This is a genomic window from Citrobacter sp. Cpo142, from assembly GCF_030332425.1.
Classification (GTDB): domain Bacteria; phylum Pseudomonadota; class Gammaproteobacteria; order Enterobacterales; family Enterobacteriaceae; genus Citrobacter; species Citrobacter portucalensis.
In genome coordinates, this window is sequence record NZ_JAOWHW010000137.1 from 1 (window position 1) to 19,285 (window position 19,285).

Consider the following 19,285-nt stretch of genomic DNA (forward strand, 5'->3'; position numbering starts at 1 on the left):
CAATTTTCTCAGAAAGTCGCTCGTCGATTCTTCTTCTGTCTTAAAATACTTTCGCATATTCAAAAACATCTTTCTGCATCAGCATTTCGACACATTTAATTATTTCTTCCAGTTCACGCATTACAGATGAGTGATTATACAGTCAGTTTACAAACATCAATGTTTCTGGATATTGTCCCCATAACGAGTTGTATGTTACATAATAATCTTCAGCGGTATCGGGTCCGCCAGAAAGATTATGCCGCACAGCAAGTGGAAAGGGATGTAAATTTCCGCGGTGTAAGATTTTGTGGTAAAACCGTGGCGAAAAGCTATCGCACCTTTAATGTATTCTCCATTCAGAAAATACAGAAGACTAAGTTCATACCAGTAAGGTGAAAATTCAACTACATGCACCATCAGTACATGGACTGCCCCTCATGGTCGCCATGAGCGTAACAATTCCGGTCCTATCAATCAGCGTGCTCCCTGATTATCTTCGGGATTGTACGCCAGTATTTTATCAATGAGTGCTCTTCCCCTGTGAGGGAGGAGCATGTGTGTGTTTGGAGTTCTGTCACCTTCTCAAAGGATTATTAATTTTTGCATAGTCAAAAGGGCTGACACTCTGTTCCCTGTTAGCATCCAGAAAATCAGCCCACCACTGCAACATCAGCTTTCGCTCATCCAGATGTTCCGCTTTATGGATATACGCAGCCCGCACTGTGTTACGTTCCATATGGCTCATCTGACGTTCGACCGCATCCCTGGACCAAAGACCTGACTCAATCAACGAACTACAGGCCATTGCCCGGAAGCCGTGACCACAGACATCGACCTTTGTATCATAGCCCATCAGACGCAGTGCGTTATTTACAGTGTTCTCACTCATGGGTTTCCATGGATTGTGATCGCCGGTGAAAATCAGTTCATGTTCTCCGCTGATAGTGTGGATCTGCTTCAGTATATTCACCGCCTGAGTAGATAGTGGCACAAGATGCTCTGTTCGCATTTTTGAGCCACGATGGGAATACTTGACCCCTTCAATAGGTTTCCGCTCAGGAGGAATGGTCCACATGGCTTTCTTGAAGTCGATCTCAGACCACCTGGCAAAGCGTAGTTCGCTGGAACGGATGAAGATAAGCAGGGTGAGTTTAGTTGCCTGCCGGGTGAGAGGTTGTCCTCTGTAGGCATCCAGTCGTTCAAGAAGCTCTGAAATGCGATTTAAGGCGAGGGCAGGGCGGTGCTGGCGTTTCACTGTGGTTAACGCGCCAGCCATATCCAAGGCAGGGTTATAGGTGATAATGCCTGACTGTGCAGCATAGCGCATGATTGCAGTGATACGCTGCTGAAGGCGCGCTGCGATTTCATATATCTCCTTTGCTTCGGCTGCTTTAACGGGAACAAGTAAATCGGGAGTCCTGAGGGTGGTAATGTCACGTGAACCAATAAAGGGGAAAACATGAGTTTCGAGGCTTTTCAGTATCCTCTCATTGTGTGAGGCTGACCATTTTTTGTTGCTCTTATGCCACTGTCTTGCGATGCCTTCAAATGTCTGAGCTGTTTCGGGTACCGACTTTTTGATCCTTTTCTGTTCGCATGGGTCAGTTCCCTCAGCTATCAGCTTTCTCGCCGTATCGCGTTTTTCCCTTGCTTCTGATAACGAGACTTCAGGATAGACCCCCAGAGCGAGCGTTTTCTCTTTGCCCAGAAACCGATAGCGGAGCCGCCAGTAGCGAGAGCCGTTAGGGTGAACGAGCAAGAACATGTTGCCGCTGTCGGCAAGTTTATAAGGTTTTTCATCCGGTTTAGCGGCACGGATTTTAGCGTCAGTGAGCGCCATTGGCGGTATCTCCTGATAGTAAAAAGGGGTATAAATTTTATCGAATCAGACTATACCCTCAGTTGTACCCTCGCAAGGGACTTGATGCGGGTTGAAGTTGATTGAGTTGGGTGGAGTTAAGGGATTGTAGGAATGTTGGTTTTGGCGGGCTTAGAATGCAAAAACGGACCTCCGTGGAGGTCCGTTGATATGAATTTGGTGCCCGGACTCGGAATCGAACCAAGGACACGGGGATTTTCAATCCCCTGCTCTACCGACTGAGCTATCCGGGCAACGAGGCGCATTAAAACCGATTCGCTTCGTTTCGTCAACGAAATTTCTTCAAATCAACGCAGACTGCACAATCTATCACCACATTGTTGCTATTGCACGCATTCTCAGGCAAAAAATGCCGTCCACGCGGCGGAAAGCGGCATTGCCAGCAGAAGGGCAGGAAGCATATTCACAACCGCAAACATTTTGATTCCACAAATACGTAAACCGGTTGCCAACAACAGCAGTCCACCTACGGCGCTGAAATCGGCCATCATGGCTGGCGTCGTCAGGGGCAAAATAAGTGCTGCGCAGGTGGCAAGCGTTAGCTGGATTGCCAGCATTGGTACACAAATTGCCGATACCGCGATACCTAATGAACAGGCAAAAATGATGGCCGTGAAGAAATCAAGAAACGACTTCGCGATTAAAATATTCGGGTCGCCGGTCATCCCTTCATGTATCGCCCCGAAGATCCCGGTACCACTGGCGCAAAATAGCACGATGATGGCCACATAGCTCTGGATGAAGGATTCGTGTGTGGTGTTGGCATCCGACCGGGTGAAAAGCTGCTGCGCTTTGGCAACCGCGGTATTGATCCCTTTTTCCAGATAACAGAACTCGCCAATTAATGCACCGACTAACGTAGCCAGGACCATCACCGGTAGGTTAGCGCACTTGATAACCAGCAAAATACCAATTCCCAAAGAGCACAGTCCGAATATGGAGGTCATGGAGGCACGAATGCGTTCCGGTAAATGCTGGCTGAGTAGTGCGCCGAGAACACCACCAAATAAAATGGCGCCAGCATTAATAAAGGGTCCAATTACCACGTTTGCTCCTGCATACCCATTATCGTCTTGATGCTAAAGGCAATTCTCTGGGTAAAATATGTTTTCAGATTGCATTATTATGCCGCGATTGACAGGCGAAATGCTTGTTTATCTGTGAGGTTCAGGCTCCGGATTTTATCTTGCGCCTGAAAGTGAAAGGTGCCATGATTGCGCGAATTTTCTCCTGTCTGAATGGGGCTGCCTGGGATGATATTACTCCCCCTACATCGCCTTCAACATCGCCTTTTTGCGCGACGTTTGCCCCTTCCTGCGACTTATCTTTACGCTCCCACCATGCGGTGAGGGCAGCGCACGCTCACTGCAGGATAACAGTAAAATCAGAGGCTATCTGCTTTTACTGATGTCTGGCGGTCGGGGCTGGTAACCAGTTTGACCTGTCATTTCGTGGGCAAAGCAATGTGGCTTTGTCCGGGACTTTTGATTTTCCCGAAACGGGTTATTGCGCTTATGAAATCAATGAAAATTGCCGCCAGTGGAGAACTGGTTTCTCGTCTGTCCAGCCATCGTCAGGTGGTGTCGCTGGACAGTACTGATTTTACTGACGTTGCGGCAGTCGTCATTACCGTTGCGGATAGCCGCAGCGGGATCCTTGCTTTGCTGAAACGCACCGGTTTTCATATACCCGTGTTTCTGTTCGCAGAGTCGGATGTTGATCTGCCGGCGGGCGTGAATGCGGTCATTCGCGGTCAGGCGCAGGACTGGCTGGAGCTGGAGTCTGCTGCCTGTCAGTATGAAGAAGATTTGCTGCCGCCGTTCTATGACACGTTGACTCAGTATGTCGAGATGGGGAACAGCACATTTGCCTGCCCAGGACATCAACACGGTGAGTTCTTTAAAAAGCATCCCGCGGGGCGCCATTTCTACGAGTTCTTTGGCGAGAATCTGTTTCGCGCGGATATGTGCAACGCCGACGTTAAGCTTGGCGATCTGCTGATTCATGAAGGCTCGGCGAAACATGCGCAGAAATTTGCCGCGAAAGTTTTCCACGCGGATAAAACCTACTTTGTGCTGAACGGGACCTCTGCGGCCAATAAAGTAGTAACCAATGCGCTGCTGACGCGCGGCGATCTGGTGCTATTTGACCGTAATAACCATAAGTCGAACCACCACGGTGCGCTGATCCAGGCGGGTGCGACGCCGGTGTATCTGGAAGCGGCGCGTAATCCGTTTGGCTTTATTGGCGGCATTGACGAGCACTGCTTTGATGAGGAGTATCTGCGCCAGCAACTTCGTGATATTGCGCCGCAAAAGGCAGAACAACCGCGCCCGTTCCGTCTGGCGATCATTCAGCTCGGCACTTATGACGGTACGATCTACAATGCCCGGCAGGTGATCGACAAGATCGGTCATCTGTGTGATTACATCCTGTTTGACTCAGCATGGGTCGGCTACGAACAATTTATTCCGATGATGGCCGATGGGTCACCGCTGCTGTTGGATCTCGATGCTAACGATCCGGGGATCTTTGTCACCCAGTCGGTACACAAACAGCAGGCCGGATTCTCGCAAACCTCGCAGATCCACAAAAAGGATAACCATATTCGCGGTCAGGCGCGGTTCTGCCCGCATAAGCGTCTGAATAATGCATTTATGCTGCATGCTTCTACCAGTCCGTTTTACCCGCTGTTTGCGGCGCTGGAAGTTAACGCCAAAATCCATGAAGGCGAGAGCGGTCGTCGGCTGTGGGCGGAGTGTGTGACGCTGGGCATTGAGGCCCGTAAAGCGATTATTACCCGCTGTAAGATGATTCAGCCGTTTGTTCCCCCGGTAGTCGATGGCAAACCGTGGGAAAGCTATCCGACGCAGGTGATTGCCAGCGAGCGTCGCTTCTTTAGCTTCGAACCAGGTGCTAAATGGCATGGTTTTTCCGGCTACGCGCGCGACCAGTATTTCGTTGACCCTTGCAAACTGCTGTTAACCACTCCGGGCATTGACGCACAAACCGGGCAATATACCGAGTTTGGTATTCCGGCGACGATTCTGGCGCATTACCTGCGTGAAAACGGCATCGTGCCGGAGAAATGCGACCTTAACTCGATTCTGTTCCTGCTGACCCCGGCAGAAAGCGCAGAGAAACTGGCGCAACTGGTGGCGATGCTGGCGCAGTTTGAGCAGCATATTGAAGACGATACGCCGCTGGCAGATGTGCTGCCAACCATCTTCAATAAGTATCCGGTACGCTATCGGGATTACACGCTGCGTGAACTGTGCCAGGAGATGCACTCACTGTACGTCAGCTTTGATGTGAAAGATCTGCAAAAAGCGATGTTCCGTCAGGAAAGTTTACCTGCCGTGGCGATGAACCCACAGGATGCGAACAGCGCTTTTATCCGTGGTGATGTTGAACTGGTGCGGATTAGTGAAGCAGCTGGCCGCATTGCGGCGGAAGGTGCGCTGCCTTATCCTCCGGGCGTGCTGTGCGTGGTACCGGGCGAAGTATGGGGTGGGGCGGTACAGCAATATTTCCTGGCGCTGGAAGAGGGCGTAAACCTGCTGCCAGGCTTCTCGCCGGAGCTGCAAGGTGTTTACAGTGAAACGGATACAGACGGTATTAAGCGCCTGTATGGATATGTTGTGAAGTAAGCGCAAAAAAAGCGGGTTACCTTTTGGCAACCCGCTTTTCTCTGCGTAAAAGTTAGTGCGCGATAGTCTGGGTGCCTGCTGGAACGCGTACGTGTTTGTATTTAAACAGCGCAACGAAGGCAAAAGCCAGAACCAGCGAGTAACCTGCGAAGATCAACCACACGGTCTGCCAGTCGGTAATACCGTTCAGCGTATAGTGTTCAACGACTTTACCGCTCACCAGTCCGCCCAGAATACAACCGAAGCCGTTGGTCATCATCAGGAACATACCCTGTGCGCTGGCGCGGATTTCAGGGCGTACTTCTTTCTCCACGAACACAGAACCAGAGATGTTGAAGAAGTCGAAGGCGCAGCCGTAAACAATCATCGACAGAACCAGCAGCACGGTACCGAACGGCGTTGGGTCGCCGTAGGCAAACAGGCCGAAGCGCAGCATCCACGCCACAATACTGATAAGCATCACGTTCTTAATACCGTAACGGCTTAAGAAGAACGGGATGGTCAGGATAAACAGCGTCTCGGAAATCTGTGAAATCGACATCATCACCGATGCGTGTTCCACGATAAAGCTACCGGAGAACAGCGGGTTGTTATCGAAGCTGTGCAGGAAGGTGTTACCAAACATATTGGTAATCTGCAGCTCTGCGCCCAGCATCATTGAGAAGATGAAGAAAATCGCCATACGCTTGTTTTTAAACAGCGCGAAAGCATCCAGACCGAGCATTGATGTCCAGCTCTGGTTTTTCTGCTGATTGGCAACCGGAATATGCGGCAGCGTCAGGGTGAACAGTACCAGTACCAGGGACAATGTCGCACCGATATACAGCTGCATATGGCTCAGTTCAAAGCCGGAGAAGCTCACGGCCCACATCGCCAGAATAAAGCCGATGGTGCCCCAGATACGAATTGGCGGGAAGTCGGTAACGATATCCATCCCGGCAGATTGCAGGCGATAGTAGGAGATGGTGTTGATTAGCCCCAGTGTTGGCATATAGGCCAGGGAGTTAAGCAAGATCACAAAGAACATTGCCCCTGGCGTGGTGACTTCGGCTGCGGCAAACAGCGTTCCTGCGCCGACCAAGTGGCAAAGGGCGTAAACCCACTTCGCACTGATCCATTTATCGGCCACGATCCCTAACAGCGTTGGCATAAGCACGGCGGCGATCCCCAGCGAGCTATACACCGCGCCAATGGATGCACCATCGAATTTAAGGGTGACAAACATATAGGAGCCGAGGGTAGTGAGCCAACTACCCCATAAGCAGAACTGCAGAAACGAGAGAACTTTCAGCTGCAGCTTAAGATTCATGTTAATTTCCTCACACCGTAATGCGGATGAATGTTTTAAAAGGCACATTTGCCGTGGCTATATGATGTGATTCTATCAATGAGAGGCACTCTTTTTTTGTTACCTGTGACAAATATTTGCAAACAATTTCTGATTGCAAAGCAAAAGAGTGATGGAGTTAACATTTTTGGTGCTTCAGGCCCCCGTTTTAGGGGGCTGAAGAGGGATACATTAGTGGCGTCGATATGATTTTTGTGCGGAATTGACCTTGTAAAGGTATCGGCGTGATTCAGCAGAGGGATGTCGGGTGGTCAGCGTTTGATAAACGTCACCTGGAGACATGCTGTTAATGATATTTGCGGCCTGAATTTTATCGTTCGAGAACACGCGTAGCACGCTGCCCGCACCGCCGTTATACGCGGTGATTACCGCATAGCGACGTGAGGTCGGATTATCGATACCGCCCAAATAGACATTGTTGAGCATTGCCAGATAGGCCGTACCGGTATCAATGTTACTGGCCGGATCAAACAAGAAGCTACGGCTCGGCGTGCCTGAGCGCCCTTGCGAGCGGAATACATCTTTCCCTGCGCTGTGCTGTACCACCTGCATCAGTCCCAGCGCATCGGCATGGCTCACCGCATACGGGTTAAACGAGGATTCGGTTTGCATGATAGCCAGAATCAGCGACTCGTCGACGCCATACTTACGTGAAGCCTGACGCACCATGCCAACGTATTTATGCGCGCGCTTATCAAGGTGGTTCGGCACCAGATTGATCGTCACGCTATAGATGATACGCAGGCCATTGCTGCGGCTTTTAAGCCGTGTTTGCAGCAGGTAGTTGGCAAAGTTGGTGGCTCGCCCCTCCCAACGAATGGGCTGGCCGGTATTATCAACCACCTGTCCGTACAGGAATGGCTCTTTGGAAATCTTAATGTCGTCGACATCGGAATAGAGGTCGATAGAACCCGGATCATCGCCCATCAGCAATGTCTTGATAATCGCTCGACGCAGGTGTCCAGCGGGATCTGTCCCGGCAATGGTCTCGACGGTTATCGTACCGTCATCAAAGTTGATGTGGCTGCGGGTTTGATACTGATCGGTATACTTGACGTAGTCCTTCGGACCCGCAATCAGCACTTCCTTAAATCCCCACAAATTCTCAATATTATGGGCAAATTGCCCCATCAGAATATCAAAACCGTTGGTATCCTTGACCCAGGCTTCGTTATAGGAATCGCCTTTTTTGGTCGAACTGGAACAGGAGATGAGCAACGGCGCAATAACGGCAAGCGCGAGAAATTTTTTCATCATTCCGGGAGTGCGTGTTGTGTTTGTTGTTTGCAAGGACCAGATTAAAACGTAGGCCGGATAAGCGCAGCGCCATCCGGCAACGGTTCTTATGATTCTGGCGTATAGCCTTCAATATGCACATCCTTACCTTCAAACAGGAAGTTAATCATCTCCTGTTCCAGTAACTTACGGTGTTCGACGTTCATCATATTGAGTTTTTTCTCGTTAATCAGCATGGTCTGTTTATGCTGCCATTGCGCCCATGCTTCTTTAGAAATCTCGTTATAAATGCGTTTTCCCAGATCGCCCGGGTACAGCTGAAAATCCTGGCCTTCTGCTTCGCGTTGCAGGAAAGTGCAAAAAATCGTTCTGCTCATAAAAAGTCCTCTCTATCGTCCGGTACGTTAAACGTGTGTACCGGCACGTAATTGCTGTAACAAACGCTCCACGGGAGCCGCCAGTCCGACCGACGGCGGTTGCGCTAAGTTATACCAGAGCGCGTTGCCTTCATCCATGCATGAGGTGAATGAAGACACGGGAAGCCACATAGGCACAATATCTAAGTGGAAATGGCTAAAGGTATGGCGAAACGCATTAAGTTGGGTCAGATTATCTGCGTTAATTTGTCGTTGCGCCAGCCAGTTGCGCAGTCCATCTTCGTCGTCAAACTGCGGAAAACAGTATAAACCACCCCATAAGCCGCTGGGCGGTCGCTGTGCAAGCAGCACTTCGTCATCATGCTGCATCAGTAAAAAATAGCCCGTTCGTTCCGGTAGCGTCTGTTTGGGCTTTTTACCGGGATACAGCGCCCAACTTGCATTGGCGCTCGCCACACAGCCATTTTCCAACGGACACAGGGAACATTTAGGTTTTGAGCGCGTACAGACCATGGCGCCTAAATCCATCATCGCCTGATTAAAACGCTCAACACCCTGGGCCGGCGTAACTTGCTCACTCAGCTCCCACAGCTTCTTTTCGACCTCTTTTTTACCCGGCCAGCCGCTTACAGCATAACAGCGAGCCAGCACGCGTTTGACGTTACCGTCGAGAATCGGAAAATGCTGACCCAGAGAGAGAGAAAGGATCGCGCCTGCGGTTGAACGTCCGACGCCAGGTAGGGCGGCTACTTCATCAAAGGTTTGCGGAAATATACCGCTATGCAGCGTCACAACCTGCTGCGCGGCTTTATGCAGATTACGCGCACGGGCGTAATAACCCAGCCCGGTCCACAAATGCAGAACTTCATCCAGCGGCGCATGGGCTAAATCCGTTACCGTTGGGAAGCGCGCCATAAAGCGCTCAAAATAAGGGATAACGGTCGCAACCTGAGTTTGTTGCAGCATTACCTCAGAGAGCCATACTTTGTAAGGCGTCTTGTCAATTTGCCAGGGCAGCGTTTTCCGCCCGTATTTGTCGTACCAGCTCAAAACCTGAGCCGAAAATTGAGACGCTTGCATGATTACCGTTTCATTATTGCCGGGGGCAAGATTGCAGCACAGCGGCAACGGGGTGTAAACCGGAACTTTCCGCTGCTCACTTTCTTCCTTTACTTGCATCCGGCAACTAACTTTGGATAATGCCCGTTTTCAGAACTCAAACACAGCAGACTAAACTTTTATGAAGAACGACGTCATTTCACCGGAATTTGATGAAAACGGCCGCCCTCTGCGCCGGATTCGTAGTTTTGTTCGTCGCCAGGGGCGACTGACGAAAGGGCAGGAACACGCGCTGGAAAACTACTGGCCGGTGATGGGCGTTGAGTTCAGCGAAGAGCCTGTAGATTTCGCAGAACTGTTTGGCCGTGACGCGCCAGTCACGCTGGAAATCGGTTTTGGTATGGGAGCGTCGCTGGTTGCAATGGCGAAAGCGCGTCCGGAACAGAATTTCCTCGGCATTGAGGTTCACTCACCTGGCGTTGGTGCGTGTCTGGCTTCAGCCCATGAAGAGGGTGTCGAGAACCTGCGCGTCATGTGCCATGATGCCGTTGAAGTCCTGCATAAAATGATTCCTGACAATTCTTTATCTATGGTTCAGCTGTTTTTCCCTGACCCATGGCACAAAGCACGTCATAATAAACGCCGTATCGTTCAGGTACCGTTTGCTGAGCATATCTTAAGTAAGCTGAAGCTGGGTGGCGTGTTCCATATGGCGACCGACTGGGAAGCGTATGCTGAGCACATGCTTGAAGTGATGTCCTCGATTGACGGGTATAAAAACCAGTCAGAGAGTAACGATTATGTACCGCGCCCGGAATCGCGCCCGGTAACCAAATTTGAACAACGTGGTCATCGTCTTGGCCACGGCGTATGGGACTTAATGTTCGAGAGGGTGAAATAATGGCAAAGAACCGTAGCCGTCGTCTGCGTAAAAAGATGCACATCGAAGAATTCCAGGAAGTAGGATTTTCGGTTGCATGGCGTTTCCCGGAAGGTACATCTGGAGAGCAGGTCGATCAAATCGTTGATGACTTTATCAATGAAGTCATCGAACCGAACAAGCTGGCTTTTGACGGCAGCGGCTATCTGGCCTGGGAAGGTCTGATCTGTCTGCAGGAAATCGGCAAATGCACCGAAGAACACCAGGCAATCGTGCGTAAGTGGCTGGAAGAGCACAAACTCGAAGAAGTGCGTACCAGCGAACTTTTCGATATTTGGTGGGACTAAGTAGCACAGGGTCGGCAAATGCCGACCCGATTTGTATTGAGGGAAAGATATGATGCGCAAAACGCTGCTGGCGGCAGTCCTAACGTTCACGGCGATGGCCGCACATGCCGATTATCAGTGCAGCGTCACCCCGCGTGACGATGTGATTTTGAGCCCACAAACGGTGCAGGTGAAGGGCGAGAATGGCGACCTGGTTATTACTCAGGCCGGCGATGTCACCTTTAACGGTAAACAGTACAACCTGAACGCCGCACAGCGTGAGCAGGCCAAAGATTATCAGGCGGCGTTGCGTAGCAGCCTGCCGTGGATCGACGAAGGTGCCAGAGCGCGCGTAGAGAAAGGTCGCGTGGCGCTGGACAAAATCATCGCCAAAGAGGTCGGTGAAAGCAGCAACATGCGTGGCCGCTTAACCAAGCTGGATGCGCAATTGAAAGCGCAGATGAACCGCATCATCGAACATCGAACTGATGGCCTGACTTTCCATTATAAGGCGATTGATCAGGTCCGCGCGGACGGACAACAGCTGGTCAATCAGGCGATGGGCGGCATTTTGCAGGACAGCATCAACGAGATGGGGGCGAAAGCCGTGCTCAAAGGCGGTGGTAATCCGCTGCAGGGCGTGCTCGGGAGTCTCGGTGGTTTGCAAACCTCAATTCAGAACGAATGGAAGAATCAGGAACAAGACTTCCAGCAGTTTGGCAAAGATGTTTGTGCCCGCGTCGTGACGCTGGAAAACGATCGTAAAACGCTGGTTAGCACTCTGAAATAATCTTCACCTCTTATTAACGGCACAGAAACATTCTGTGCCGTTTTATTTTGTATATTTCTGTTTTTTTGATATCCATCTCTAAGAATGGCAATTTGGTGGAGATATAAATCTGGTTAATTGGATCTCGTCACATTATTCATCTGTAGGATAGACATAATGCTGCAAATTCAAGTAACTGGAGAAATAACATGGAGTTTTTCAAGAAAACGGCACTTGCCGCACTGGTTATGGGTTTCAGCGGCGCGGCGCTTGCACTGCCAAACATCACCATTTTAGCGACCGGTGGGACGATTGCCGGCGGCGGTGATTCCGCGACAAAATCTAACTACACGGCAGGCAAGGTTGGCGTAGAAAATCTGGTTGAGGCCGTACCTCAATTGAAAGATATCGCTGTCGTTAAAGGCGAGCAGGTGGTGAATATCGGCTCCCAGGATATGAATGACGAAGTCTGGTTAACGCTGGCGAAAAAGATTAATACCGAGTGTGATAAAACCGACGGCTTTGTGGTAACACATGGTACGGATACCATGGAAGAAACCGCCTATTTCCTCGACCTGACCGTCAAGTGTAACAAGCCGGTGGTGCTGGTCGGCGCAATGCGTCCGTCTACGGGTATGAGCGCTGATGGCCCGTTCAACTTGTATAACGCGGTAGTAACTGCCGCAGACAAAGCCTCTGCCAACCGCGGAGTGCTGGTGGTGATGAACGACACCGTTATGGATGGTCGTGACGTGACTAAAACCAACACTACCGACGTCGCTACCTTCAAATCCGTTAACTACGGACCGTTGGGTTACATCCATAACGGTAAAATCGACTACCAGCGTACGCCTGCGCGTAAGCACACCACGTCTACTCCGTTCGATGTGTCTAAGCTGACCGAACTGCCGAAAGTTGGGATTGTTTATAACTACGCTAATGCCTCCGATCTGCCGGCAAAAGCGCTGGTGGATGCGGGTTACGCTGGGATCGTCAGTGCGGGTGTAGGTAACGGTAACCTGTATAAAACCATTTTCGATACGCTGGCAACCGCCGCGCATAAAGGTACCGTTGTAGTGCGTTCATCCCGTGTACCAACGGGCGCCACTACACAGGATGCAGAAGTTGATGATGCAAAATACGGATTTGTGGCTTCAGGTTCCCTGAACCCGCAAAAAGCACGTGTTCTGCTGCAGCTTGCGCTGACTCAAACCAAGGATCCTAAGCAGATCCAGGAAATGTTTAATCAGTATTAATCGATGAAGGTGGCTGCGCTTACCGCCCTAACCCTGTAGGCCGGATAAGACGCAGCCGCCATCCGGCAATTTTCCTGATGGCGCTACGCTTATCAGGCCTACGTTCACCAGCCATCACTCCGCCAGAAACAGCTCCAGCAGCGAATTCAAGAACAGCTTACCGTGTTGGGTAATCTGCCAGTATTCATCGCATTCACTCAGGTAGCCCAGGGAAATAGCCTCATCGATCTGTCGACGAATAACGTCTTCGGTAAGACCGGTATATTGCGTGAACTCCGCGCGAGGCGCGGCTTCCAGCAGCCGGAAACGATTCATGAAGAACTCGAACGGCTTATCGGCTTCGGCGACATCGCGCTGGCTTTCGAGATAACGCCCTTGCATATACCCACGCGGATGCCGTGTTTTGGTGGTGCGCAGGATGCGTCCGTCAGGGAATGTGATCTTACCGTGTGCGCCGCAGCCAATGCCAAGATAGTCGCCAAAACGCCAGTAGTTAAGGTTGTGCTGACACTGATAACCCGGTCTGGCGTAGGCTGAGGTTTCGTACTGCTGATATCCCGCGGCGGTCAGTAGCTGGTGGCCTTGCTCAAAAATATCCCACAGCGCGTCATCGTCCGGTAAAACCGGCGGTCGGGAACCGAACAGCGTGTTGGGTTCGATGGTCAACTGATACCAGGAAAGATGCGGTGGGTTGAGCGCGATTGCCTGCTGTAAATCACCCAGCGCCTCTTCCAGCGTCTGATCCGGCAAACCATGCATCAGATCGAGATTAAAGCTGCGTAGCCCCAGACCGCTCGCCAGGTGTGCTGCTCGTTTGGCTTCTTCCGGCCCGTGAATACGTCCCAGACGTTCGAGTTTGGTGGAGCTAAAGCTCTGTACGCCAATCGAGATACGGTTGACGCCAGCGCGTTGATAATCCACAAAGCGATCGGCTTCCACCGTCCCGGGATTCGCCTCCATCGTGATTTCTGCATCTTCGGCCAGATTCAGCCGTGCTCGCACGCCGTCGAGCAGCGTTTGCATCGCCGGGCCAGAAAGCAGGCTCGGCGTGCCACCACCGATAAAAATCGTCTTTACTTCACGGCCCTGGGCATGGGCCACCTCAGTATCCAGATCGCTCAGCAGATGCTGCACATAGTCATCATGAGGGACTTCGCCCTTTAGCGCATGCGAGTTGAAGTCGCAGTACGGGCATTTCTGCACGCACCACGGGATGTGAATATAAAGACTTAGCGGCGGAAGCTTAACCATTACGCAGGGCATCCAGCAGCAGCTTTAGCGCCTGTCCGCGGTGAGAAATTGCACTCTTTTCTTCACGGGTCAGTTCGGCTGCGGTTTTCCCTTCAGACGGCACAAAGAAGATCGGGTCGTAGCCAAAACCACCGTTTCCGGCAGGTTCACGGGTAATCACGCCCGGCCAGCTTCCGTGGCAAACAACAGGTGTTGGATCGTCTGCATGGCGCATATACACCAGCACGCAGTGGAACTGCGCCTGGCGCTTGTCATCAGGAATATCCTGCAGGGTGTGAAGCAGTTTTTCCAGGTTCTGCTGATCGGTCGCATCTTCGCCGGAATAGCGGGCTGAATAGATACCCGGCGCGCCGCCAAGGGCATTTACTGCCAGACCTGAGTCATCAGCAATGGCCGGTAAGCCGGTAATTTGCGCGGCATGACGCGCCTTCAGAATGGCGTTCTCAATAAACGTCAGCCCGGTCTCGTCTGCAGAATCAACACCCAGTTCCGTTTGGGCAACAACATCAAGACCGAAATCACTCAGAAGAGAGGCGAGTTCACGCACTTTACCGGCATTGCCGGTCGCGAGGACAACTTTTTGCATGGGATACCTAATCAGTTAACGCCGCAATTTCGGGCGGGATCTGTTGCGGATGAATGATTTTAACCTGTTTGTGACGACCAAGCTCGCCCTTCTCAATGACGACCTGGCTTTTTGCCACACGGAACTGTTTGCCGAGAAACTTCACCAGATGGCTATTGGCCTGGCCATCTACCGGTGGGGCGGTAATGGCGACTTTAACTTCGTCGCCATGTAAACCCACAATACTGTCACGGCTGGCTTTAGGCTGAATGTAGAGCCGTAAAACCAGACCGTCGTCGCAGGGTGTAACGGCACTCATAGCGCCATCCACAGCCCAGGCAGCAGCATGTTGCCTGTCGCCTGTAACACTTCCGCGATGCCCATGTTAATAACGTAGAGCAGCAGAACCAGAATCATTGGGGAGAAATCGATCCCGCCCATGCCTGGAAGTATGCGACGGATAGGACGCAGCAGCGGATCTGCCAGTTGAATCAGCACGTACTCTACAGGACTGCGGCCCTGGCTGACCCAGCTCATAATTGCCATCACCAGCAGCACCCAGAAAATCAGCAGCCCGATAGTCTTCAGGACAATCAGTACGGCGGCGATCCAGATGATCGGCTGGAACGTGACCACCTTAAACAGCACGATTGCTTTGATAAAGCTGAGAACGAGCGCAACTAATGCCGATGCGCTGTCGATCGGTCCCATCGGGGGAATAATGCGGCGTAACGGCCCAATGATGGGCTGAGTGATTTTCACTATAAACTGCGAGAACGGGTTGTAAAAATCGCAGCGAGACCATTGCATCCACACGCGCAGCAGCAGCGCCATGGTATACAGCTCAATTACCGTTGAGAGCAGGAAGGTCAACGTATTCATGGTGTTCCTTAGTTTTCCTTATTTTTTAGTGTAATCACGAGCACCAAAAATGGCAGTGCCAATGCGCACCATCGTGCTACCCGCCGCGATGGCGGCATCCATATCATCAGACATTCCCAGTGAGAGAGTGTCGATGCCTGGGTAGCGTGTTTTCAACCCGGCAAATGCTACCGCCATTTGCTGTGCAACTTCAAACTGCCTTACATAATCTGACTCTGGAGCCGGAATCGCCATCAGACCACGCAGGGTAATGCGCGGCAGTGCAGCGACTTCAGCGGCCAGTGCATCAAGCTCTGCCAGCGGAATGCCTGACTTACTGTTCTCATCGCTGATATTAATTTGAATCAGTACATTGAGCGGCGGCAGTTCCGCCGGGCGCTGTTCGCTCAGACGGGCAGCGATACGCAGACGGTCGATCGTATGGCACCAGTCAAAGTGCTCGGCGACCAGACGACTTTTGTTGGACTGCAGCGGGCCGATAAAGTGCCACTGCAGATCGTTGACGCCTTTTTCCTGGAAGTAGCGGATTTTATCCACCCCTTCCTGCACATAGTTTTCACCGAAGGCTCGCTGCCCTGCGGTAATGGCTTCTTCGATGGCGCTCGCAGGTTTGGTTTTACTGACTGCAAGCAGCGTAACTTCTTCTGAAGACCGCCCGCAACGCGTCGCGGCGGCTGAGATTTTGTCCCGGACATGTGCCAGGTTATGCGCGATATCGTTCATTTTCCGAGGATGTTCATATGAATATGGAAGAAATAGTGGCCCTTAGTGTAAAGCATAACGTGTCGGATCTACACCTGTGCAATGCATGGCCTGCGCGCTGGCGCATACGTGGAAAAGTCGAAATCGCACCCTTTACTACGCCTGACGTGGAGAATCTGCTGATGTGCTGGCTCAGTGAGCAACAACAGGTACAGTGGCGGGAACAGGGGCAGGTAGATTTTGCTATTGCGCTGGCAGGTTCCCGGAGGCTGCGCGCCAGTGCTTTTGCTCATCAACAGGGAACCTCGCTGGCGCTAAGATTGCTCCCGCTTGATTGTCCACGTTTAGACGATCTCCAGACCCCTGACGTCATACCTGAACTGCTGCGCAGTGAAAATGGGTTAATTCTGGTGACAGGCGCTACCGGTAGCGGTAAATCAACGACCCTGGCGGCGATGGTAGAGTACCTTAATCAGCATGTTGCAGGGCATATTCTGACGCTGGAAGACCCGATTGAATATCGCTACACCAGCCAGCGTTGTCTTATTCAACAACGGGAGGTGGGCGTACACTGCGCTTCTTTTGCCGCCGGTTTACGCGGCGCGCTGCGTGAAGATCCCGACGTCATTTTGCTGGGCGAACTGCGCGACGCGGAAACCATTCGTCTGGCATTAACGGCAGCGGAAACCGGGCATCTGGTGCTGGCAACGTTACATACGCGAGGGGCGGCGCAGGCCATCGCGCGGCTGGTGGATACCTTTCCCGCACAGGAGAAAGATCCGGTGCGTAATCAGCTGGCAGACAGCCTGCGGGCGGTACTTTCGCAAAAGCTGGAGGAAGATAAACAGGGAGGGCGCGTGGCGCTATTTGAGCTGCTCGTCAACACGCCTGCCGTGGGCAATTTGATTCGTGAAGGGAAAACGCATCAGCTACCCGGCGTAATTCAAACCGGGCAGCAGACAGGTATGCAGACATTTGCACAAAGCCAGCAGCAGCGTCAGGCGCAGGGACGGATTTAGTAACCCTGCTCGAAATAGCTTTCGAGGATGACCACGGCAGAAGCGGAATCTACTTTGCCTTTATTCAACGCCCGGTATCCGCCTTGTTCGAACAGGCCGGAGCGGGCCTCGACGGTGCTCAAGCGTTCATCGTGCAGCGTTACGGTTACGCCAAAGCGACCGTGAATACGGTTAGCGAACTTACGCGCGCGCGCGGTAAGGGGCTGTTCTGTGCCATCCATGTTGAGTGGTAGGCCGACAATGATTTCATCTGGCTGCCATTCTTTCAGCAGGCGTTCAATCAAACTCCAGTCTGGCGTACCGTCCTGCGCCTTAATGGCGGGCAACGGTCTGGCCGTACCGGTAATGCGCTGACCAACAGCAACACCAATACTTTTCGTACCAAAATCAAAAGAGAGTAATGTTCCGCTCATCAGGCATGTCCCGCCACGCCAGGCATGGTCTGAATATCTATCCCGATAAGCTTCGCCGCATCGCGCCAGCGGTCGGCAATCGGCGTTTTGAATAAGATGTTGAGGTCTGCGGGCGCCGTGAGCCAGGCGTTATCCAGTAGCTCTTGTTCCAGTTGACCTTTTTCCCATGATGAATAACCCAGCGCAACCAGCACTTCGGACGGTTGCTCCTGCGTACCCAGGGTTTCTAGTACATCGCGGGAGGTTGTGATGATGGTGTTATCTGAGATGCGAATACTGGAGGCAAAGCGTGACGGTGGAGTGTGGAGAATAAATCCACGGTCTTCCGCCAGCGGGCCGCCAAGCATCACTGGTTTATCCAGACGAATGGCCGGATCGCGTTCTTCTGGGGTAATCTTCAGCTTTTCCAGAATCCCTTCAATTTGTAAGTTTTCCAGAGGCTTATTAACGATAATCCCCATTGCTCCGTTCTCATTATGTTCACAGATGTACACCACGGAACGGCGGAAAATCGGATCCTGGAGAGCAGGCATGGCAATCAGAAAGTGATGCTGTAAATTCATTGTCAGAGGTTCTGTTTCCTGGTTCAAAAAAGCAACAGAGCCCAGTATGTGGGCAAAGCTCGAAGATGTCACCCTCTGAAGATAGCTTTGCCGGATGACGGCTCGCCTAATCCGGCCTGCGGGGTGCAATTCCAGGCCGGATAAGACGCGATGGCGTCGCTATCCGGCAACGTATTTACTTCTGCAAACGCGCCTCAATGGCATCCATCAGCATACCGGTAATCGAAACCGGGAACTCCGCTTCAATTTCACGAATACAGGTTGGGCTGGTAACGTTAATTTCCGTCAGACGATCGCCAATGATATCCAGACCGACAAAAATCAAACCTTTCGCTTTCAGCGTTGGTCCAATGCGACGTGCAATTTCCCAGTCGCTGTCGGTCAATGGACGCGGCTCGCCACGACCGCCAGCGGCCAGGTTACCACGGGTTTCGCCGCCCTGCGGAATACGCGCCAGGCAATAAGGAACGGGTTCGCCATCGACCACCAGGACGCGTTTATCGCCATCTTTAATTGCTGGCAGATAGTTCTGCGCCATGCAGTAGCGGGTACCGTGCTCGGTCAGCGTTTCAGCAATGACGCCAAGGTTCGGGTCGCCTTCCTTCACACGGAAAATAGATGCGCCGCCCATACCATCCAGCGGTTTGAGAATGATGTCGCTGTGTTTTTGCCAGAAGGCTTTCAGCTGCGCTTTGTTACGCGTGACCAGCGTTTCCGGCGTCAGATCGGCAAACCAGGCGGTGAACAGCTTTTCGTTGCAGTCGCGCAGGCTCTGCGGTTTGTTGACGATCAGCGTGCCTTTTTCTTCTGCACGTTCCAGAATATAGGTTGCGTAGATGAACTCGGTATCAAACGGCGGATCCTTACGCATCAGAATAACGTCCAGGTCTGCCAGCGGGAGATCCTGCTCGCTCTTGAACTCATACCATTTGTCGTAGTTCTGCTCTACGCTCAGGGTACGCGTATGGGCGCGGGCTTCACCGTTGATCAGATAAAGATCGGCCATCTCCATATAATGAATTTCGTAACCGCGACGTTGCGCTTCCAGCAGCATAGCGAAGCTGGAATCTTTCTTGATGTTGATGCTTGCGATGGGATCCATCACGATGCCGAGCTTGATCATTTTCT

Annotated in this window: 20 protein-coding genes, 1 tRNA gene and 1 pseudogene; 6 read left to right on the forward strand and 16 right to left on the reverse strand. The window is 51.9% G+C overall.

Features of this window, described 5'->3' with window-relative positions; translation table 11 throughout:
- Positions 1-8: 8 nt before the first annotated feature.
- The 4 genes and pseudogenes from OGY18_RS19765 to OGY18_RS19780 form a co-directional block, all read right to left on the reverse strand.
- Positions 9-510 (reverse strand): annotated as a pseudogene (locus OGY18_RS19765) (tetratricopeptide repeat protein); the annotation flags it as partial.
- Between the two features lie 46 nt (positions 511-556).
- Positions 557-1,822 carry a tyrosine-type recombinase/integrase gene (locus OGY18_RS19770; protein WP_032170149.1) on the reverse strand — a complete coding sequence of 422 codons (1,266 nt, stop codon included), beginning with the start codon at positions 1,820-1,822 and terminating at the stop codon, positions 557-559.
- A 196-nt stretch (positions 1,823-2,018) separates the two neighbouring features.
- A tRNA-Phe gene (locus OGY18_RS19775) sits at positions 2,019-2,094 on the reverse strand.
- Between the two features lie 105 nt (positions 2,095-2,199).
- On the reverse strand, positions 2,200-2,907 hold the full coding sequence (locus OGY18_RS19780) for a DUF554 domain-containing protein (protein WP_003825390.1): 708 nt from the start codon (positions 2,905-2,907) through the stop codon (positions 2,200-2,202).
- A 468-nt stretch (positions 2,908-3,375) separates the two neighbouring features.
- Between OGY18_RS19780 and OGY18_RS19785 the strand changes: the two genes are divergently transcribed.
- Positions 3,376-5,511 carry an ornithine decarboxylase gene (locus tag OGY18_RS19785; RefSeq protein ID WP_286554134.1) on the forward strand — a complete coding sequence of 712 codons (2,136 nt, stop codon included), beginning with the start codon at positions 3,376-3,378 and terminating at the stop codon, positions 5,509-5,511.
- Between the two features lie 52 nt (positions 5,512-5,563).
- Here the strand turns inward: OGY18_RS19785 and OGY18_RS19790 are convergent, their stop codons facing one another.
- The 4 genes from OGY18_RS19790 to mutY all read right to left on the reverse strand — a co-directional run bounded on the left by OGY18_RS19790 (position 5,564) and on the right by mutY (position 9,552).
- Positions 5,564-6,820 (reverse strand): nucleoside permease, encoded by a 1,257-nt coding sequence (locus OGY18_RS19790; protein ID WP_071445575.1) that lies wholly within the window; start codon positions 6,818-6,820, stop codon positions 5,564-5,566.
- A 210-nt stretch (positions 6,821-7,030) separates the two neighbouring features.
- On the reverse strand, positions 7,031-8,116 hold the full coding sequence (mltC, locus tag OGY18_RS19795; protein ID WP_003825397.1) for a membrane-bound lytic murein transglycosylase MltC: 1,086 nt from the start codon (positions 8,114-8,116) through the stop codon (positions 7,031-7,033).
- 86 nt (positions 8,117-8,202) lie between these two features.
- Positions 8,203-8,472, reverse strand: a complete 270-nt coding sequence (locus tag OGY18_RS19800) for an oxidative damage protection protein (protein ID WP_003027126.1) — start codon at positions 8,470-8,472, stop codon at positions 8,203-8,205.
- A gap of 27 nt (positions 8,473-8,499) precedes the next feature.
- Complete coding sequence (gene mutY / locus OGY18_RS19805; protein ID WP_128611816.1) at positions 8,500-9,552, reverse strand: A/G-specific adenine glycosylase; 1,053 nt, start codon at positions 9,550-9,552, stop codon at positions 8,500-8,502.
- 160 nt (positions 9,553-9,712) lie between these two features.
- Between mutY and trmB the strand changes: the two genes are divergently transcribed.
- The 4 genes from trmB to ansB all read left to right on the forward strand — a co-directional run bounded on the left by trmB (position 9,713) and on the right by ansB (position 12,762).
- A complete protein-coding gene (trmB, locus tag OGY18_RS19810) occupies positions 9,713-10,432 on the forward strand; it encodes a tRNA (guanosine(46)-N7)-methyltransferase TrmB (protein WP_003825406.1) in 720 nt (239 codons plus the stop codon).
- Entirely contained in the window at positions 10,432-10,758 is a 327-nt protein-coding gene (locus tag OGY18_RS19815; protein WP_003027115.1) for a YggL family protein, read from the forward strand. The genes trmB and OGY18_RS19815 overlap by 1 nt, the downstream gene beginning before the upstream one ends.
- A 49-nt stretch (positions 10,759-10,807) precedes the next feature.
- Positions 10,808-11,527 (forward strand): YggN family protein, encoded by a 720-nt coding sequence (locus tag OGY18_RS19820; protein WP_079938671.1) that lies wholly within the window; start codon positions 10,808-10,810, stop codon positions 11,525-11,527.
- A 188-nt stretch (positions 11,528-11,715) separates the two neighbouring features.
- Positions 11,716-12,762 (forward strand): L-asparaginase 2, encoded by a 1,047-nt coding sequence (ansB, locus tag OGY18_RS19825; protein ID WP_003027108.1) that lies wholly within the window; start codon positions 11,716-11,718, stop codon positions 12,760-12,762.
- Positions 12,763-12,876: 114 nt separating this feature from the next.
- Here ansB and hemW read toward each other — a convergent pair whose 3' ends face one another.
- From hemW to OGY18_RS19850, 5 genes are read right to left on the reverse strand one after another with little or no spacing between them, the layout of a single operon-like run.
- Positions 12,877-14,013: a radical SAM family heme chaperone HemW gene (hemW, locus tag OGY18_RS19830; protein ID WP_126317427.1), complete on the reverse strand. Its 1,137-nt coding sequence runs from the start codon at positions 14,011-14,013 to the stop codon at positions 12,877-12,879.
- Positions 14,006-14,599 carry an XTP/dITP diphosphatase gene (locus tag OGY18_RS19835; protein ID WP_003825414.1) on the reverse strand — a complete coding sequence of 198 codons (594 nt, stop codon included), beginning with the start codon at positions 14,597-14,599 and terminating at the stop codon, positions 14,006-14,008. The genes hemW and OGY18_RS19835 overlap by 8 nt, the downstream gene beginning before the upstream one ends.
- Positions 14,600-14,606: 7 nt before the next feature.
- Positions 14,607-14,897: a DUF167 family protein YggU gene (gene yggU, locus OGY18_RS19840; protein WP_003027101.1), complete on the reverse strand. Its 291-nt coding sequence runs from the start codon at positions 14,895-14,897 to the stop codon at positions 14,607-14,609.
- Positions 14,894-15,460 carry a YggT family protein gene (locus OGY18_RS19845; protein WP_003825417.1) on the reverse strand — a complete coding sequence of 189 codons (567 nt, stop codon included), beginning with the start codon at positions 15,458-15,460 and terminating at the stop codon, positions 14,894-14,896. Before OGY18_RS19845 ends, yggU begins: the two co-directional genes overlap by 4 nt.
- Before the next feature lie 18 nt (positions 15,461-15,478).
- A complete protein-coding gene (locus OGY18_RS19850; RefSeq protein WP_057067562.1) occupies positions 15,479-16,183 on the reverse strand; it encodes a YggS family pyridoxal phosphate-dependent enzyme in 705 nt (234 codons plus the stop codon).
- Between the two features lie 17 nt (positions 16,184-16,200).
- Between OGY18_RS19850 and OGY18_RS19855 the strand changes: the two genes are divergently transcribed.
- Positions 16,201-17,181, forward strand: a complete 981-nt coding sequence (locus OGY18_RS19855; RefSeq protein ID WP_286554139.1) for a type IV pilus twitching motility protein PilT — start codon at positions 16,201-16,203, stop codon at positions 17,179-17,181.
- Here the strand turns inward: OGY18_RS19855 and ruvX are convergent.
- The 3 genes from ruvX to gshB form a co-directional block, all read right to left on the reverse strand.
- The gene (gene ruvX, locus OGY18_RS19860; protein WP_008785771.1) at positions 17,178-17,594 is read right to left on the reverse strand and encodes a Holliday junction resolvase RuvX; all 417 of its coding nucleotides are present in this window, start codon (positions 17,592-17,594) and stop codon (positions 17,178-17,180) included. The two genes, OGY18_RS19855 and ruvX, sit on opposite strands and share 4 nt — an antisense overlap.
- A complete protein-coding gene (locus OGY18_RS19865; protein ID WP_003027086.1) occupies positions 17,594-18,157 on the reverse strand; it encodes a YqgE/AlgH family protein in 564 nt (187 codons plus the stop codon). Before OGY18_RS19865 ends, ruvX begins: the two co-directional genes overlap by 1 nt.
- Positions 18,158-18,332: 175 nt before the next feature.
- A complete protein-coding gene (gene gshB / locus OGY18_RS19870) occupies positions 18,333-19,280 on the reverse strand; it encodes a glutathione synthase (protein ID WP_003027083.1) in 948 nt (315 codons plus the stop codon).
- Positions 19,281-19,285 lie beyond the last annotated feature (5 nt).

Excerpts from the sequence above, each read along its gene's own strand:
- OGY18_RS19815 (WP_003027115.1), top strand. The coding sequence starts at position 10,432 with ATGGCAAAGAACCGTAGCCGTCGTCTGCGTAAAAAGATGCACATCGAA.
- gshB (WP_003027083.1), bottom strand. The coding sequence starts at position 19,280 with ATGATCAAGCTCGGCATCGTGATGGATCCCATCGCAAGCATCAACATC.
- mutY (WP_128611816.1), bottom strand. The coding sequence starts at position 9,552 with ATGCAAGCGTCTCAATTTTCGGCTCAGGTTTTGAGCTGGTACGACAAA.
- OGY18_RS19865 (WP_003027086.1), bottom strand. The coding sequence starts at position 18,157 with ATGAATTTACAGCATCACTTTCTGATTGCCATGCCTGCTCTCCAGGAT.
- trmB (WP_003825406.1), top strand. The coding sequence starts at position 9,713 with ATGAAGAACGACGTCATTTCACCGGAATTTGATGAAAACGGCCGCCCT.
- OGY18_RS19835 (WP_003825414.1), bottom strand. The coding sequence starts at position 14,599 with ATGCAAAAAGTTGTCCTCGCGACCGGCAATGCCGGTAAAGTGCGTGAA.
- OGY18_RS19820 (WP_079938671.1), top strand. The coding sequence starts at position 10,808 with ATGATGCGCAAAACGCTGCTGGCGGCAGTCCTAACGTTCACGGCGATG.
- yggU (WP_003027101.1), bottom strand. The coding sequence starts at position 14,897 with ATGAGTGCCGTTACACCCTGCGACGACGGTCTGGTTTTACGGCTCTAC.
- OGY18_RS19845 (WP_003825417.1), bottom strand. The coding sequence starts at position 15,460 with ATGAATACGTTGACCTTCCTGCTCTCAACGGTAATTGAGCTGTATACC.
- OGY18_RS19850 (WP_057067562.1), bottom strand. The coding sequence starts at position 16,183 with ATGAACGATATCGCGCATAACCTGGCACATGTCCGGGACAAAATCTCA.
- OGY18_RS19785 (WP_286554134.1), top strand. The coding sequence starts at position 3,376 with ATGAAATCAATGAAAATTGCCGCCAGTGGAGAACTGGTTTCTCGTCTG.
- hemW (WP_126317427.1), bottom strand. The coding sequence starts at position 14,013 with ATGGTTAAGCTTCCGCCGCTAAGTCTTTATATTCACATCCCGTGGTGC.
- ansB (WP_003027108.1), top strand. The coding sequence starts at position 11,716 with ATGGAGTTTTTCAAGAAAACGGCACTTGCCGCACTGGTTATGGGTTTC.
- ruvX (WP_008785771.1), bottom strand. The coding sequence starts at position 17,594 with ATGAGCGGAACATTACTCTCTTTTGATTTTGGTACGAAAAGTATTGGT.
- OGY18_RS19790 (WP_071445575.1), bottom strand. The coding sequence starts at position 6,820 with ATGAATCTTAAGCTGCAGCTGAAAGTTCTCTCGTTTCTGCAGTTCTGC.
- mltC (WP_003825397.1), bottom strand. The coding sequence starts at position 8,116 with ATGATGAAAAAATTTCTCGCGCTTGCCGTTATTGCGCCGTTGCTCATC.
- OGY18_RS19855 (WP_286554139.1), top strand. The coding sequence starts at position 16,201 with ATGAATATGGAAGAAATAGTGGCCCTTAGTGTAAAGCATAACGTGTCG.
- OGY18_RS19800 (WP_003027126.1), bottom strand. The coding sequence starts at position 8,472 with ATGAGCAGAACGATTTTTTGCACTTTCCTGCAACGCGAAGCAGAAGGC.
- OGY18_RS19770 (WP_032170149.1), bottom strand. The coding sequence starts at position 1,822 with ATGGCGCTCACTGACGCTAAAATCCGTGCCGCTAAACCGGATGAAAAA.